Raw genomic sequence first — 13,472 nt, 5'->3', positions numbered from 1 at the left:
CCGCCGGGCACGAGCTCATCGCGCGGTGGCGCGGGCGAACAGGTCCGCCAGTTCCCGGCCGTAGCGGTCCAGGTCCACGGACGGATCGGCGGCGTACGCGGCGGCGACCCCGTCGATGGCCTGCGCGATCGACAGCGCCACGATCTCCGGCGAGATGTCGCCGAACGCCCCTTCCTTGCGGCCCTGTTCCAGCTGCCGCCGCAGTGCGCCGGTGCGCAGCTGCCCGACCATGACGCCGGTCATCGCCCATCCGTCGCGGTCGTCGGCGTGCGCGGCCATCTCGACCAGCACCCGCTCGCATTGCGGGTAGTCGCGGAGGAACGCGACGGAAGTCTCGATGTACGCGCGCAGGTTTCCCGGCCGGTCCGCCGGGTCGACGCCCTGGCTGCGCTCGCGCAGGTATTCCGATTTGGTCTCGGACACCGTGCTCAGCACCGCCTGCATGAGGCCGGCCTTGTTCGTGAAGTGATAGGAGATCAGCCGCGTGCTGCTGAGCCCGGCCCGTTCCTTGATGCGCGCGAAGGTGGTGCGCGCGTACCCGTGGTCGGCGATCGTGGCGATGGTCGCGCCGATGATCTGGGCCCGGGTGGTGGCCTCGGTGACGCTCAGGCCGAGTTCGGCTTGCGTGTCGATGTTTACTTGCATGAGTAACAAGTTACTTGACTGAGTAAAAAGTGTCAATCCCGTACGGCGAACGGGCCAAAGCCTCGACACGGGCTTGAGGTCCGCCGCGCGTCGCGTTGACCGGCTCGCGGCGCAGCCTTACCGTCAAAGGCGGTAAATCGCCACGATGTGATTCGCCGACCCGGCGCGCTCGTGGCAGTTTTCCCCGGCCGATCCCGATCCTGGGCTCGACCGGCCTGTCGAACGCCCCGCCGCGAGGCCGGGCGAGGGGAGGCTTGCGGTGGTCGAGGCTGGTCGTCCGGAGATACCTGCCGGACCTGTCGCCGACGGCGAGCAGGGCGAGCTGTTCCCCGACGCCTCGCTGCCCGACGAGCTGGTCGGCTACCGCGGTCCCGCGGCCTGCCAGATCGCCGGGATCACCTACCGCCAGCTGGACTACTGGGCGCGCACGAAGCTGGTAGCGCCCAGCATCCGGACGGCGCACGGTTCGGGGTCGCAGCGGCTGTACTCGTTCAAGGACATCCTGGTCCTCAAGGTCGTGAAACGCCTGCTGGACACCGGGGTCTCGCTGCAGAACATCCGCGTCGCGGTGGACCACCTGCGCGTGCGCGGGGTGCGCGACCTGGCGAAGGTCACGCTGTTCTCCGACGGCACCACGGTGTACGAATGCACGTCGCCGGAGGAGATCGTGGATCTGCTCCAGGGCGGCCAGGGCGTGTTCGGCATCGCGGTCAGCGGGGCGATGCAGGAGATCAGCGGCACGATCCACGAGTTCCCGGCCGAGCGCGCCGACGGCGGTCTGGTCGAGGCCGTCGTGCCCGACGAGCTGACGCAGCGCCGCAACGCCCGCCGCACGGGCTGATCTTGGTCCGCGCTAGACTGGGCGCGCGATCGACGAACCCGCGCGGGAGAGACCGAACCGGCATCCCCGGTCCGGCGCCGAAGGAGCAAGTCCTCCCCGGAACCTCTCAGGCACCCTGGACCGCGCGGACGAGACGCCTCTGGAAAGCGCCTCGGCAGGAGACCACCAGCCGATGCCGCCGACGGTGCAAACCCGGCTATCCACGCGGGTGAAACTCTCAGGCGCCCCGCGGGGTACGGACAGAGTGGGGAGGGCCACGCCTCTTTTCCGGCGTGGCGGCTTCGCCGGGTGAGGTTCAGACCTCCCGGGTGGTCTGAACCTCGGCTCTGTGGTCAAGACCACAACCCCGGCGTTTCCGGGGATCAGCCCGGGATCTTGTCCAGGAAGCCGTGCACCTTGGCGATCCGGCCGTCGGCGATCTCGATGACGTCGAACCCGATCGCGATCGGCTCGGGGGCGCCCGGAGCCGACAGGTACCACTGGAACCGGGCGAGATCGTGGTGCGCGTCCGGCTCCGCGGGCAGGCTGAAGACCAGCCCGGCGAACTGTTCCTGCGCGGTGCCGATGAATCCGTCGATCTCGTCCTGTCCGGTGACCGCGCCGAGCGGATCGGTGTAGGTCGCGCCCGGGGCGAACACCTCCGAGACGAGCCTGCGGCGCTGCTGCGGGTCGGTCTCGTTCCAGACGTCGAGGTAGCGGCGGGCGAGGTCGGTCGCGGTCGGTGCGGTGGCGGTCATGTCGGGGTCCTCCTTGTGTCGTCCCGTTTTCGGCAGGGCCAAGCGTGTCCGAAGATCCGCGGCTGGTCGATTACGCGGGAGGTAATCGGTTCGCCGTGCTAAACCGGGGCATGGACTACGGCCGCCTGGCGATCGACCGGCAACTGGAGAAATTCCGCGAGATCGTGACACGCAACGAGTTGGTGTCCGAAGTGCTCGCGCGAGCGGCGGAGCCGGCTCTTCCCGGCTGGTATCTGACGGCGGGCTGCCTGTGCCAGACCGTGTGGAACGTGGTGACCGGACGTCCGCCCGCCGAGGGCATCAAGGACTACGACCTGTTCTACTTCGACGATTCGGATCTCAGCTGGGACGCGGAGAACGCGGTCATCGAGGAGGGCGTCCGGAGGTTCGGGGATCTCCCGGCGACAGTGGAGATTCGCAACGAGGCGCGGGTGCACCTCTGGTACGAGGACCGCTTCGGCGTGCCGTGCGCGCCGTACCCGTCCACCGAGGCGGCCATCGATTCGTTCCCCTCCACGACGCCGTGCCTCGGGATCCGCCTCGTCGGAGAGGAGTGGCGGGTTTACGCGCCGCACGGCTTCTCGGACCTGTTCGACCTCGTCGTGCGGCCGAATCCCGGGCACGCGCCGCGGAGCAGCTATGAGGCGAAAGCCCGGCGCTGGCAAGAACAATGGCCGGAGTTGACCGTTCTGCCGTGGCCCGGTTGACGGGGGTGCCGGCTCGGGCGTAGTTTCGATACGAAACGGTAGCGTATTGAAAAGGGAGCCGATGGAAGCGCCGGGAGTGGGCAGGCCGCGCGATGCCCGCAGGGATGCCGCGATCCACGAGGCGGCCTTGGCGCTGCTGCGCGAAGCCGGATACGACCAGCTGTCCATCGAAGCGATCGCGGCCCGTGCCGGTGTTGCCAAGACGACGGTTTACCGGCGGTACCGCGACAAAGCGGCCCTCGTCGCGGCGGCGGTGGAGCAGCGGCAAACCTCGGTTCCGCCCGAGGCGGTCTCCGGCGGACTGCGGGAAAACGTGCTGGCCGTCGTGCGGTGGCTGGCGCGCGAGATCGCCGAGCAGGAGATCGGGGTGCTGGGCGCGCTGTTCGCGGGGATGCGCAGCGATCCGCGGCTCGCGGACGAGATGCGCCGGATCCTGCGCCGGGACCAGACGGCGATGGCGGATCGGCTGCCGCGCACCGCATGGGCGCCTGGCGCGGCTGAGCTGTTCGCCGAAGTCGCGCCGGGAGTGATCGTGCACCGGATCGTCTTCGCCGGCGAGCCGTGCGACGAGCCGTTCCTGCGGCATCTCGTGGACGACATCCTGCTGCCATTGCTGAAGGGAATCCGGGCATGATCGTGATCACGGGGGCGACCGGCGCGCTCAACGGGGCGACTGTGGAGCATCTGCTCAAGCGCGTCCCGGCGGAGGAGATCGGCGTCAGCGTCCGGGATGTCGCCAAGGCGCGGCACCTCGCGGACCGGGGTGTGCGGGTGCGGCAGGGCTCCTACGAGGATCCCGCGGCACTGCGGAAATCGTTTGAAGGGGCGGAAAAAGTCCTGCTGGTCTCCTCGAACGATCCGCACGCGGACGGGGTCGGTCTGCACCGCGCGGGCATCGAGGCGGCGGTAGCGGCCGGGGCGCAACGGATCCTGTACACCAGTCATCAGAATTCCCGGATGGACACGCCTTTTCCGCCAGGTCCGGAGCACGCGGCGACCGAGCGGATCCTCGCCGGGTCCGGGGTCGCGTGGACCGCGCTGCGCAACGGGTTCTACGCGCACAGCATCGGCTGGCTGCTCGGGAACTGGCGGGAGGACGGGGTGATCGAGGCCCCGGCGGACGGCCCGGTTTCGTGGACCGATCGGGCGGATGCCGCGGAAGCGGCGGCGGTGATTCTGGCCGGGGACAGGGCATTCGACGGACCGGTGACGCTGACCGCTCGGCAGGCGGTGACGTTCGACGACGTGGCCGAACTCGCGTCGCGGGTCAGCGGGCGTGCGGTGCGGCGCGTCGTGGTGGGGGACGAGGAGTGGGTCGCGGGCGAGCCGGAAGAGGCGGCGCGGATGAAGCTGTCGATGTTCGAGGCCTCCCGGCAAGGCCACTTCGCCGAGACGAGCCCGGTACTGGCCGAGCTTCTCGGCCGCGAACCACGCGGAATCACGCTCTAGAACCGAAAAACTCCCGGCAGAAAGCGCGAAACGTCTCCGCCCGCCGGGTCAGCCGCGCGCCCTCCGCGCGGGCCAGCACGACCGGCGTCGTCGGAACCCGCTCGCGCAGCGGACGTACGGCGAACGGCGTGCCCTCGACGGAAAGTTCCAACGGCGGCCGCTGCACGGAAAGCGTGTAGCCCAGGCCCCGGGCGACCAGCGCGCGCGCCAGTTCGAAGCTCGTCGTCCGGTGCGCGACCGGCATCGGCAGGCCGACAGCGGCGAAGACGTCCCGGAAATAACGTTCCGACGGCGGTACGTCCAGCAGGACGAACGGTTCGCCGGCCAAGGCGCGCAGCGAAACCGTCTTGCGGCGGGCCAACGGGTGCGCCAAGGGGAGGAGCACGCTCGGCGGCTGGTCGTACAGCGTGTCCGCCGCGATCCCGGGCATCAGGTCCTGCCGGTACAGCACGGCGAGGTCGCAGCGGCCCTCCAGCAGGAGGTGCTGCAGGTCCGGCAGGGTGCCTTCGACGAAGGAGACGTCGACTTCCGGGTGCTGGGCGCGGAAGGTCGCCAGCGCGGCGGGCACGTGCAGCGGCGCGAGAGGGGTGTAGCAGCCGAAGTTCAGGCGTCCGGCGAGGTCTCGGCCGTAGTCGCGGGCGGCGGCGCCGAGTTCCGCCACCGAGGTGAGCACCGCGCGGGCCTCGCCGACGACCTGGCGGCCGGCGTCGGTCAGCGCGGTCGTGCGGCCGGGGCCGCGGAGGATGAGCTGCACGCCCAAAGTCCGTTCCAGCGAAGCGATCGCCAGCGACACCGCCGACTGCGACACGTGGCAGCTGTCCGCGGCCGCGGTGAGGCCGCCGGTGTCGGCGACCGCGACCAGATACTCGAGCTGGCGCAACGAGGGAGACATCAGTTCAGCTTATGTCCTTCACGAGAAATGTGAACTGGACCGATGACCGCCGACGCGGCAGGGTCGGGGCATGACCCGGCACAAGCACCCGTTCGTCCCCTACACGCCGCCGCGGCTGTCCCCGGAGGAGAGCCTCGCCCGCGGGCAGGAGCTGTACCGGCTGCTCGACCGGCGCCGGTCGGTCCGCTGGTTCTCGCCGGACCCGGTGCCGCTCGAAGCGATCGAGACCGCGGTCCGGATCGCGAACACCGCGCCGAGCGGGGCGCACCACCAGCCGTGGACGTTCGTCGCGACGGCCGACCCGGACGTCAAGCGCGCGGTGCGCGAGGCGGCCGAGGTCGAGGAGCGGAAGTTCTACCGCGAACGCAACGCGCCGGACTGGCACGCGGCGCTCGCCCGGCTCGAAACCGACGAGCACAAGGAATTCCTCGAAGTCGCGCCGTGGCTGGTGGTCGCGTTCGCGCAGAAGAGCACCCCGCTGCCGGACGGTTCGCTGCGGAAGAACTACTACGTCAACGAGAGCGTCGGCATCGCGTGCGGCATGTTCATCACCGCACTGCACACGATGGGCCTGGCGACGCTCACCCACACGCCGAACCCGATGGGTTTCCTCAACGAGGTCTTCGAGCGCCCGGTCACCGAACGGCCGTACATCCTGTTCCCGGTCGGCTATCCCGCGCCGGACTGCGAGGTGCCCGACCTCGACCGCAAACCGCTCGCCGAGGCGCTGGTGGTGCACGCGCCGTTACCTCGGGAGTAATGGTCTCCCGGCGGGCGACGCCGTAGCGTCGGACGCGTGACGACCACGGTGAAGGCCCCGATCGGCGAACTGCTCCGGGAATGGCGCGACCGCCGCCGCATCAGCCAGCTCGACCTCGCGATTTCGGCGGACATTTCGACGCGCCACCTGAGCTTCGTGGAAACCGGCCGGTCCAAGCCGAGCCGGGACATGGTGCTGCGGCTGGGCGAGCACCTCGACATCCCGCTGCGCGAACGCAACCGCCTGCTGCTCGCCGCGGGCTACGCGCCCGCCTACGGCGAGTCCGACATCGGAGCGCCGGAGATGACCGTGATCCGCGAGGCCGTCCGGCGGCTGCTCGCCGGGCACGACCCGTACCCGGCCGCGGTGGTCGACCGCGGCTGGAACCTCGTCGACGCCAACCTCAGCCTCGGCGTGCTCACCGAAGGCATCGCGCCGTCGCTGCTGACCGGCCCGGTGAACGTCCTGCGCGCGACCCTGCACCCGGACGGCATGGCGCCGCGGGTGCTGAACCTGGGGGAGTGGCGGGCCCATCTGCTGGGCAGGCTGCGCCGTCAGGTCGAGCAGACCGCGGACGCCGGGCTGGCCGAACTGCTGGAGGAACTGCGCGGATATCCGTGCGACGACGAGGTCCCCGAGGTGGAGATCCCTGGCCCGGGCGACATTTTCGTGCCGCTGCGCTACCGGCACGGGGATCTGGAGCTGACGTTCTTCAGCACGGTCGCGACCTTCGGGACGCCGCTGGACGTGACGGTCGCCGAGCTGGTGATCGAGTCGTTCTACCCGGCCGATCCGGCGACGGCGGCGTTCTTGCGCGAGCGCGTGACCGGCTGAGCGCGGCTACGATCGGGGCCATGCGGGCGTTCGTGGTGACCGGACCGGGGGAGGCCGGGCCTGCCGAGGTGCCGGAGCCGGCCGCCGGGGTCGGCGAGGTGGTCGTCGACGTGGAGCGGGCCGGGGTGTGCGGCACCGACGTCGAGTTCTTCACCGGCGAGATGCAGTACCTCGCCGACGGGCACGCCGAGTACCCGATGCGGCTCGGCCACGAATGGTGCGGCACGGTGTCGGAGGTCGGCCGGGGCGTGCATCCGGCGTGGGTCGGCCGCCGCGTCACCGGCGACACGATGCTCGGGTGCGGCGACTGCCGGCGGTGCCGGGGCGGGCGCCAGCACGTCTGCGCGGACCGGCAGGAGGTCGGGATCCGCGGCGGCCGGGCGGGAGCGCTCGCCGAACGCCTCGCCGTGCCGGTGCGCTCGCTGCACGAACTGCCCGACACGGTGGATCCCGTCGCGGGCGCGTTGGCCGAACCGGGCGGCAACGCTTGCCGGGCAGCGCGAGCGGCCGCGGGAGAACGGGTGCTCGTGCTCGGCCCGGGGACGATCGGGTTGCTCACCGCCCTGTTCCTCCAGGCCGCGGGCAGCGAGGTCCATCTGGTGGGCGCGACGCCGTGGTCGGTGGAATTCGCGCGCGGCTTGGGTTTTTCCGCCAGCACGAACGTTCCGGAGCCGCCTTTCGACGCGGTGGTCGACGCGACCGGCGATCCCTCCGCCCCCGCGCTCGCGGCCGAGGTCGTCGAACCGGCGGGGCGGATCGTCTGCATCGGACTGTCCGGACGGCCGAGCCTGCTGGACACCCGCATGCTGGCGTTGAAGGACGTCACCGCGATCGGCGTGCTGAGCGGTTCGCCGGGCTTGGCGCAGGCGATCGACGCGTACGCCTCCGGCGAGGTGGATCCGCGGCCGCTGGTGGCGGCGACGGTCGGGCTGGGCGACGTCGCGGCAGTGCTCGGCGGGCAGCGACCGCCGGGGGCGCCGAAGATCCACGTAGACCCGCGCCGGTAAACCAGGTTGCCCGGCGGGCGCGAAAACGAGAGGGTCGGGGCATGAGTGCCGACCTGACTTTCCGCCAGCCGACCGAAAACGACCACGCGCGCGTGCTCGCCGCACTGGGACCGTGGTGGGGCGGGCTGAAGGGCGAAGCCGGCGCGAAGGAGCGGGCGCTGCTGGTGCCGCGCCTGTACTTCCAGCATTTCACCACCACGAGCCGCTTGGTGGAACGTCCGGACGGGACGCTGGCGGCGTTCCTGATCGGCTTCGTCTCGCAGACCGACCCGGACACCGCCTACATCCACTTCGTCGGCGTCGACCCGGAACTGCACGGGCAGGGGATCGGCCGTTCGCTGTACGAATGGTTCTTCGGGCAGGTGCGGGAATCGGGGGTGCGGAAGGTGAAGTGCATCACCAGTCCGCAGAACGCCGCTTCGCGCGCGTACCACGCGCGGCTCGGGTTCGAGGTGTCCGGGGTGCTTCCGGATTACGACGGGCCGGGCTTGGACCGGGTCGCGTTCACCCGCAGCCTTGACGACCAGACGGGCTGACGCCGTCGGCCGGGGGAGCAGCGGACCCGGCAGATAGGCGAGGGCCGTGGCGCTGGACGCCTTCGAGTGAAGTCCTGCGCCAGGGAACCGCGTTTGCCGGCGGTCCGGGGCTTGAGAGAAGCGTCTCCGGATTTCGCGAGGGAGACGTTCTTTTCCGCGCTGAAGTTCACTGCCTCGGACTTGTCGCAGCGGAACCAGGATTCCGCGCCGGGTTCGAAGTTCGCATTTTCGAGGAGAGACGTGTTCGCGCCTCGATCGCTTGCTGCGGGTTCCTCGTCTCGTCGGTGAAGAACGCACCGGGGCGGCGGGCTCGCGGAGACCGGCCGCCCCTCTTATTCGGTCCGGCGTCGTCAGTCGCCTTGCGGTACGCGCACGACCTGCCCCGGGCTGATGACGTTCGGATTCGTGATCGTGCCGGGGTTCGCCGCCGCGAGGCGGTAGTAGAGGTTGCCGGAGCCGTAGTATTTCTTGGCGATGCTCCAGAGCGTCTCGCCTTGCGCCACGGTGTGTTCGAGGTAATTGCGGTAGCCCGGGACGATTTTCGGCCCGAAGACGACGGGCACGACGGTTTTTTCGAGTTCCGCTCCGTCGTTCGCGGAAACGTGGAAGACCTCGACGAAGAGACGGTCGAGCTTGAAGGCCGCGCGGCTGACGTCGACGACGAGCTGGAACTGGCTGTGTCCGCCCGAACCGTCGCCGGCCAGGAAACCGCCGGTCACCTCGTCGTGGCCTTCGTGGATGCGGTAGCTGAAACCGGCTTCGAACGCGCCGCCGGCCACGCCGGCGAGCTGAATGTCGTGTCCTACCAGGTCGTATGTCGCTGGTTGCTCCAGAGTGACCGTCACGGTTGGCCCTTTCGTCGTCGCGCATCGGGAGGTGCCGGACGAAGAGGTCCATGGTGCCGGGCGGCGGCTCCGGGCGGATAGAGGAATTCGTCCCGAGACCGGCCGCGGGGCATGCGGACGGTCTCGGGAATGGTCAGGCAGGCGGTCGAGCGCATCGGCCAGACGGGCGAGAACCGCGCGAGGGCCTGGGCTGACAGTGAAAGGGCGCGGGACGGTGGTCGCGGGACGGCCTTTCCGAAGAGCGCTCAGCGGGCTTCGATGACGGTCTGGAACTGGTCGGCGGCCCGCTCGACCTTCTTCTGCGGATCGGCCAGCAGCGACGCGACCGCCTCGCCGAGTTTGCCCGCCGGGGGCTGGTATTCGAGCGAGATCTCCACGCCGGTGCGGCCGTGGCCCTTGTCCTCGAACCGGACGACGCCGGAGTTGCGCACGTCCGGATCGGCGTCGTCCACGGTGGTCCAGGCGATCTTGCGCGGCGGCGCGTCTTCGACGATCCGGGCCTGCCATTCCACTGTGGACCCCGCCGGTCCGTCGACCTTCCACCGGGTGCGGGTCCCCTCGCGGTCGAGGGCTTCGACCGACTGGACGTCGGAGAACAGTTCCGGCAGCCGGGTCAGCGGACGCCACCAGTCGTAGCACGCCTGCGCGGGAGCGTTGACCTCGACGTAATGCGCTGCAGCAGCCATGGGCGCCTTTCCTCGGAGTTCAGCGGAATCTTGCCGAATTCTCCGGTTACCCGGCTGTCGACGGGGCAAACCGCCGATCGTTACGAGATTCCCTTGCGGGGCAGAGGAACGAGGCTGGCGCCGACCCGGACGTCGAGGGTCCGGTCGAGGCCGAGCAGCCGGAGGGGACGCAGCACGGCGCGTTGGTGCGCCAGCACCGTGAAGGGCACCTCCGCGAGGTGAGCTGCGTGGTCGGCTGCCATCAAGGCGGACAGCCCGCGGCAACTGCAGAACGTCACAGCTCCCAGATCGGCGACCACTCCGCCGGGGGAGTGCGCCATCGCCGCGACGGTGTACTCGAAAAACCTTTCAGCGCTTGAGGAATCGAGGTCGCCGGATGCCGCGACGACCGTGACGTCATCGGTGGTGCTGACGGTGACGTCTGCGCGCGTGGGCAGCCTGGCAGGACGAACGGGGCGGGTCATCGGGGGCCTCCTGCGGACCGGTGGAGGCGGGCCGGCGCTGGACTGCCTCGCTTGTGCTGGGCGGGCGGCTCCTGGCTGAACCGTGTCGCTGCCACGGTAGCTCCGTCGCGGAATTCCGACAACCACGCGCCGGGCCGACGGGGGATCCCGTTGTGCCAGGCCCGCTTCGCCGCCCGTTCAGGAGCGCCGGGTGAACGCTTCCTCGGCGGCCCGCACCCGCGCCGGTTCCAGCAGCGAGCGCTGCCGGTCCGCGCGGAGGAGAAGGGCGTCGAAGTCCACGTCGGCCAGCCGCTTTCCCAGGTTCGCCGAGTCCCACAGCGTGGTCCACAGGATCTTCTTGCCCTCGATCCCCATGGCCAGCGCTTCGAGTTCCCAGAACCGGCTCAGCGGCGAGTACGCCGTGATCCTGCCGTTCGGCTTGAACCGTCCCAGCCGTTCGGCCACGATCGCGATTCCGGCTTTGACCGGGTTGGCCCGCACCGGCACCGCCTGCATGACGCCGCGGAACGTCTCCACGTCCTCCGCGATCGCCGACGCCGCCTCGCGCAGCGGCGTCTCGAATTCGGTGCCCCGGTTGTTGCGGGCGGCCCGGCGGGCCAGCTCGCGCCAGGCGAGTCCCATGGCGAGCTGGTCGTTGAGGTAGATCCCGAGCAACGTCTCCATGCGGGCGGAGATACCCGGCACGGCCGCGGGCAACCGTCGGCCGTTCAACTCTCGACCAGCGCGGCCAGCCGGTCGAGAGACTCGCGCAGCTGCCGGTCGACGTCTTCGGCCGGTTCGCCGCCGTGGTTGCGCGGATCGTCGCCGTGGAAGGACAGGTGCAACGTCGCGTAGCTGGTGTCGCCTTCGGCGGACGCCACCTGGAGCCAGCCGCTGTAGTCCGGGCTGCCCCGCCGCCCCCATTCCAGCCGGAGCTGGTCGCGGCGTTCGCGCAGCAGCCCGGGTTCGCCGGTCGAACCGGCTACGTCGACGTCGACGCCGGGAGGCTCCGCCGGGTGCACCGACACCGTGCCGGGCAACCAGCGGTCCAAAGTGGACCGATCAGCCGCGGCGCGGAACACCGTGCCCGCGTCGGCGGCGACTCGCCGCTCGCGTTCGAATTCGGTCATGGCGGATCACTCCCCGGCGCCCACGAGATGGTCGCGCAGCTGCTGGCAAGCGTCCGAGCAGCTGCGGCAGGCTTCTTCGCACAGCGCGCAATGGCGGTGCTGGGCGGCGTGCCGTCCGCATTCGTCGGCGCAGGCCCGGCACGCCTGCTCGCAGGCCCGCAGCAGTGCGTCGAGGACGGTCTTCGTCCCGCTCCGGCGGGACAGCACGCGCGCCGTCGCGGTGCACAGGTCCGCGCAGTCGAGATCGGTGCGGATGCAGTGGACCATGCTGGCCGGATCCCGTTCGGACAGACAGGCGTCGGCGCACACCGTGCACGCGCTGGCGCAGGCGAGGCATTCGCCGACGCAGTTCGCGATCGCGGCCGGGTCGGGTCCGCCCAGGTGTTCGGGGTGGCTTTCGAGCAGGGGCAGCGTCATGGCGTCTTTTCCTTTCGCCGAGGTTCAGAGCTGGGGCCGGCTTTGCTCGTCCCGGACGGTCACCCATTGCCAGCGGGTGAATTCGTCGAGGTTGACGAAGGAGCCGAACCGGCTGCTGCCGCCGGAATCGCCGATCCCGCCGAACGGCGCGAGGGTTTCGTCGTTCACGGTCTGGTCGTTGACGTGGATCATCCCGGCGTGCAGCCGGTCGCCGACCGCGCGCGCGTGCGCGGAGGATCCGCTGTGGACTCCGGCGACCAGGCCGTAGGGTGTCGCGTTGGCCAGGCGGACGGCTTCGTCGTCGTCGGCGAATGTGGTGACGACCGCGACCGGCCCGAAAATCTCCTCGGCGAACGCCGGCATGTCGGGGGAGACCCCGGCGAGCACGGTCGGGCGGAAGAACAGCCCGTCGCGATCCCCGCCGGCGACGACTTCCGCGCCCGCGTCGACCGATCGCTTGACGACGTCTTCGATGTGGTCGGCCTGTCCGGAGTTGATGACCGGGCCGAGATCGACGTCCGCACGGGGGTCGCCGACCCGCAGCCCGTCCGCGAGGCGGGCGAGCTCTTCGACGTAGGCGTCGGCGATCTTCTCGGAGACCAGGTGGCGTCCGACGGCCATGCACACCTGGCCCTGGTGGACGAAGCTGCCGAACGAGCCAGCGGCCGCGGCGGCCGGGACGTCGACGTCGTCGAGCACGACGAACGCGTTGTTGCCGCCCAGCTCCGAGACGAACTTCTTGAACCCGCCCGCCGCGGCCTCGGCCAGTTCGCGCCCGACCGGGGTCGAGCCGGTGAAGGAGATCATGGCGATGTGCGGGTCGTCGGCGACGGCGGTGCCGAGTTCGCTGCCTTTGCCGGGCAGCATGTGCAGCACGCCCGGGGGCAGTCCGGCCTCCTCGAACAGGCGCGCGACGACGACGCCGCAGCAGATCGCGGTGTCGCTGGCGGGTTTGAGCAGGACGGCGTTGCCGGTCGCGAGCGCCGGGGCGACGGAGCGCATGGCGAGGACGAGCGGGAAGTTCCACGGCGCGATCACCGCCACCACGCCGAAGGGGACGCGCCGGGCGATGCTGGTGCGGCCTTCCTGCGTGGTGGGCAGCAGCGTGCCCCACGGCGCGCTCGCCAGCGACGCGGCTTCGTGCAGTTCGTCGAGGGTGAGGTCCAGTTCGAACTCGACGGCGGCGGCGGTCTTCCCGGCCTCGCGGGTGAGCCAGCCGGCGATCTCGCCGCGGTGCTGCTCGAACAGGGCCGCGGCGCGCCGCAGGACACGGGCCCGCTCGCGGTAGTCGGCGTGCGCCCAGTCCGGTCCGTGCTCGGCCGCTGCGGAAGCGGAACGGGCGAGGTCGTCAGCGGTGGCAGTGCCGACCTGGCCGAGTTCGTCGCCGGTGGCGGGTTCGGTCGAGGCCGCTGCCGCGCCGGTGCGCGTCCACTCGCCGGTGAACACCCGGCCGGACCAGCGGCCCCGGTCGTCGAGCAGTCCCACGTCCTGTCCTTTCGTCCGGGTACGCGAGACGGCTACCCAGGCGCCGCATCGGCAAACG

General features: G+C 70.5%; 18 protein-coding genes and 1 riboswitch. Of the genes, 8 read left to right on the top strand and 10 right to left on the bottom strand.

The window, feature by feature from the left end; genetic code table 11:
• Positions 1-15: 15 nt before the first annotated feature.
• On the bottom strand, positions 16-645 hold the full coding sequence (locus L3Q65_RS14895) for a TetR/AcrR family transcriptional regulator (protein WP_182889070.1): 630 nt from the start codon (positions 643-645) through the stop codon (positions 16-18).
• A gap of 259 nt (positions 646-904) precedes the next feature.
• Here L3Q65_RS14895 and L3Q65_RS14890 point away from each other — a divergent pair, with 259 nt between their 5' ends.
• Positions 905-1,486, top strand: coding sequence for a MerR family transcriptional regulator (locus tag L3Q65_RS14890; protein WP_009078853.1), 582 nt, complete (start codon positions 905-907; stop codon positions 1,484-1,486).
• Between the two features lie 33 nt (positions 1,487-1,519).
• Positions 1,520-1,619: riboswitch (glycine riboswitch) on the top strand.
• 229 nt (positions 1,620-1,848) lie between these two features.
• On the opposite strand, the gene L3Q65_RS14885 is transcribed toward L3Q65_RS14890, so the two are convergent.
• Positions 1,849-2,223, bottom strand: a complete 375-nt coding sequence (locus tag L3Q65_RS14885; protein ID WP_182889071.1) for a nuclear transport factor 2 family protein — start codon at positions 2,221-2,223, stop codon at positions 1,849-1,851.
• Between the two features lie 110 nt (positions 2,224-2,333).
• Between L3Q65_RS14885 and L3Q65_RS14880 the strand changes: the two genes are divergently transcribed.
• The 3 genes from L3Q65_RS14880 (at position 2,334) to L3Q65_RS14870 (ending at position 4,379) form a co-directional block, all read left to right on the top strand.
• Positions 2,334-2,930, top strand: coding sequence for a nucleotidyltransferase family protein (locus L3Q65_RS14880; protein WP_182889072.1), 597 nt, complete (start codon positions 2,334-2,336; stop codon positions 2,928-2,930).
• Positions 2,931-2,991: 61 nt separating this feature from the next.
• Positions 2,992-3,564: a TetR/AcrR family transcriptional regulator gene (locus tag L3Q65_RS14875; RefSeq protein WP_182889073.1), complete on the top strand. Its 573-nt coding sequence runs from the start codon at positions 2,992-2,994 to the stop codon at positions 3,562-3,564.
• On the top strand, positions 3,561-4,379 hold the full coding sequence (locus tag L3Q65_RS14870) for an NmrA family NAD(P)-binding protein (protein ID WP_182889074.1): 819 nt from the start codon (positions 3,561-3,563) through the stop codon (positions 4,377-4,379). Before L3Q65_RS14875 ends, L3Q65_RS14870 begins: the two co-directional genes overlap by 4 nt.
• Here L3Q65_RS14870 and L3Q65_RS14865 read toward each other — a convergent pair.
• Positions 4,369-5,271, bottom strand: coding sequence for a LysR family transcriptional regulator (locus L3Q65_RS14865; RefSeq protein ID WP_237600006.1), 903 nt, complete (start codon positions 5,269-5,271; stop codon positions 4,369-4,371). The two genes, L3Q65_RS14870 and L3Q65_RS14865, sit on opposite strands and share 11 nt — an antisense overlap.
• 70 nt (positions 5,272-5,341) lie before the next feature.
• Here L3Q65_RS14865 and L3Q65_RS14860 point away from each other — a divergent pair, with 70 nt between their 5' ends.
• The 4 genes from L3Q65_RS14860 to L3Q65_RS14845 are packed head-to-tail and all read left to right on the top strand — an operon-like array spanning position 5,342 to position 8,408.
• Positions 5,342-6,031, top strand: a complete 690-nt coding sequence (locus tag L3Q65_RS14860) for a nitroreductase family protein (protein WP_182889076.1) — start codon at positions 5,342-5,344, stop codon at positions 6,029-6,031.
• A gap of 36 nt (positions 6,032-6,067) precedes the next feature.
• Positions 6,068-6,865: a helix-turn-helix domain-containing protein gene (locus L3Q65_RS14855; RefSeq protein WP_043834352.1), complete on the top strand. Its 798-nt coding sequence runs from the start codon at positions 6,068-6,070 to the stop codon at positions 6,863-6,865.
• A 20-nt stretch (positions 6,866-6,885) separates the two neighbouring features.
• Positions 6,886-7,872 carry a zinc-binding dehydrogenase gene (locus L3Q65_RS14850; RefSeq protein WP_182889077.1) on the top strand — a complete coding sequence of 329 codons (987 nt, stop codon included), beginning with the start codon at positions 6,886-6,888 and terminating at the stop codon, positions 7,870-7,872.
• Positions 7,873-7,913: 41 nt separating this feature from the next.
• Entirely contained in the window at positions 7,914-8,408 is a 495-nt protein-coding gene (locus L3Q65_RS14845; RefSeq protein ID WP_237600005.1) for a GNAT family N-acetyltransferase, read from the top strand.
• Positions 8,409-8,758: 350 nt separating this feature from the next.
• Here L3Q65_RS14845 and L3Q65_RS14840 read toward each other — a convergent pair whose 3' ends face one another.
• The 7 genes from L3Q65_RS14840 to L3Q65_RS14810 all read right to left on the bottom strand — a co-directional run bounded on the left by L3Q65_RS14840 (position 8,759) and on the right by L3Q65_RS14810 (position 13,414).
• The gene (locus tag L3Q65_RS14840) at positions 8,759-9,253 is read right to left on the bottom strand and encodes a LysM peptidoglycan-binding domain-containing protein (protein WP_182889079.1); all 495 of its coding nucleotides are present in this window, start codon (positions 9,251-9,253) and stop codon (positions 8,759-8,761) included.
• Positions 9,254-9,498: 245 nt separating this feature from the next.
• Entirely contained in the window at positions 9,499-9,939 is a 441-nt protein-coding gene (locus tag L3Q65_RS14835) for an SRPBCC family protein (protein WP_182889080.1), read from the bottom strand.
• An 80-nt stretch (positions 9,940-10,019) separates the two neighbouring features.
• Positions 10,020-10,403 carry an STAS domain-containing protein gene (locus L3Q65_RS14830; RefSeq protein WP_182889081.1) on the bottom strand — a complete coding sequence of 128 codons (384 nt, stop codon included), beginning with the start codon at positions 10,401-10,403 and terminating at the stop codon, positions 10,020-10,022.
• A 177-nt stretch (positions 10,404-10,580) separates the two neighbouring features.
• Entirely contained in the window at positions 10,581-11,066 is a 486-nt protein-coding gene (locus tag L3Q65_RS14825) for a hypothetical protein (RefSeq protein ID WP_237600004.1), read from the bottom strand.
• A gap of 44 nt (positions 11,067-11,110) precedes the next feature.
• On the bottom strand, positions 11,111-11,512 hold the full coding sequence (locus L3Q65_RS14820) for an SRPBCC family protein (protein ID WP_182889083.1): 402 nt from the start codon (positions 11,510-11,512) through the stop codon (positions 11,111-11,113).
• 6 nt (positions 11,513-11,518) lie between these two features.
• Positions 11,519-11,929, bottom strand: a complete 411-nt coding sequence (locus tag L3Q65_RS14815; RefSeq protein WP_182889084.1) for a four-helix bundle copper-binding protein — start codon at positions 11,927-11,929, stop codon at positions 11,519-11,521.
• A 24-nt stretch (positions 11,930-11,953) separates the two neighbouring features.
• On the bottom strand, positions 11,954-13,414 hold the full coding sequence (locus L3Q65_RS14810; protein WP_237600003.1) for an aldehyde dehydrogenase family protein: 1,461 nt from the start codon (positions 13,412-13,414) through the stop codon (positions 11,954-11,956).
• Positions 13,415-13,472: the final 58 nt, after the last annotated feature.

It is taken from the genome of Amycolatopsis sp. FU40 (assembly GCF_021903635.1).
In the GTDB taxonomy this organism is placed as follows: domain Bacteria; phylum Actinomycetota; class Actinomycetes; order Mycobacteriales; family Pseudonocardiaceae; genus Amycolatopsis; species Amycolatopsis dendrobii.
Note: the sequence above shows the minus strand (reverse complement) of the source record. Positions and strands in the feature narration are given on the sequence as shown.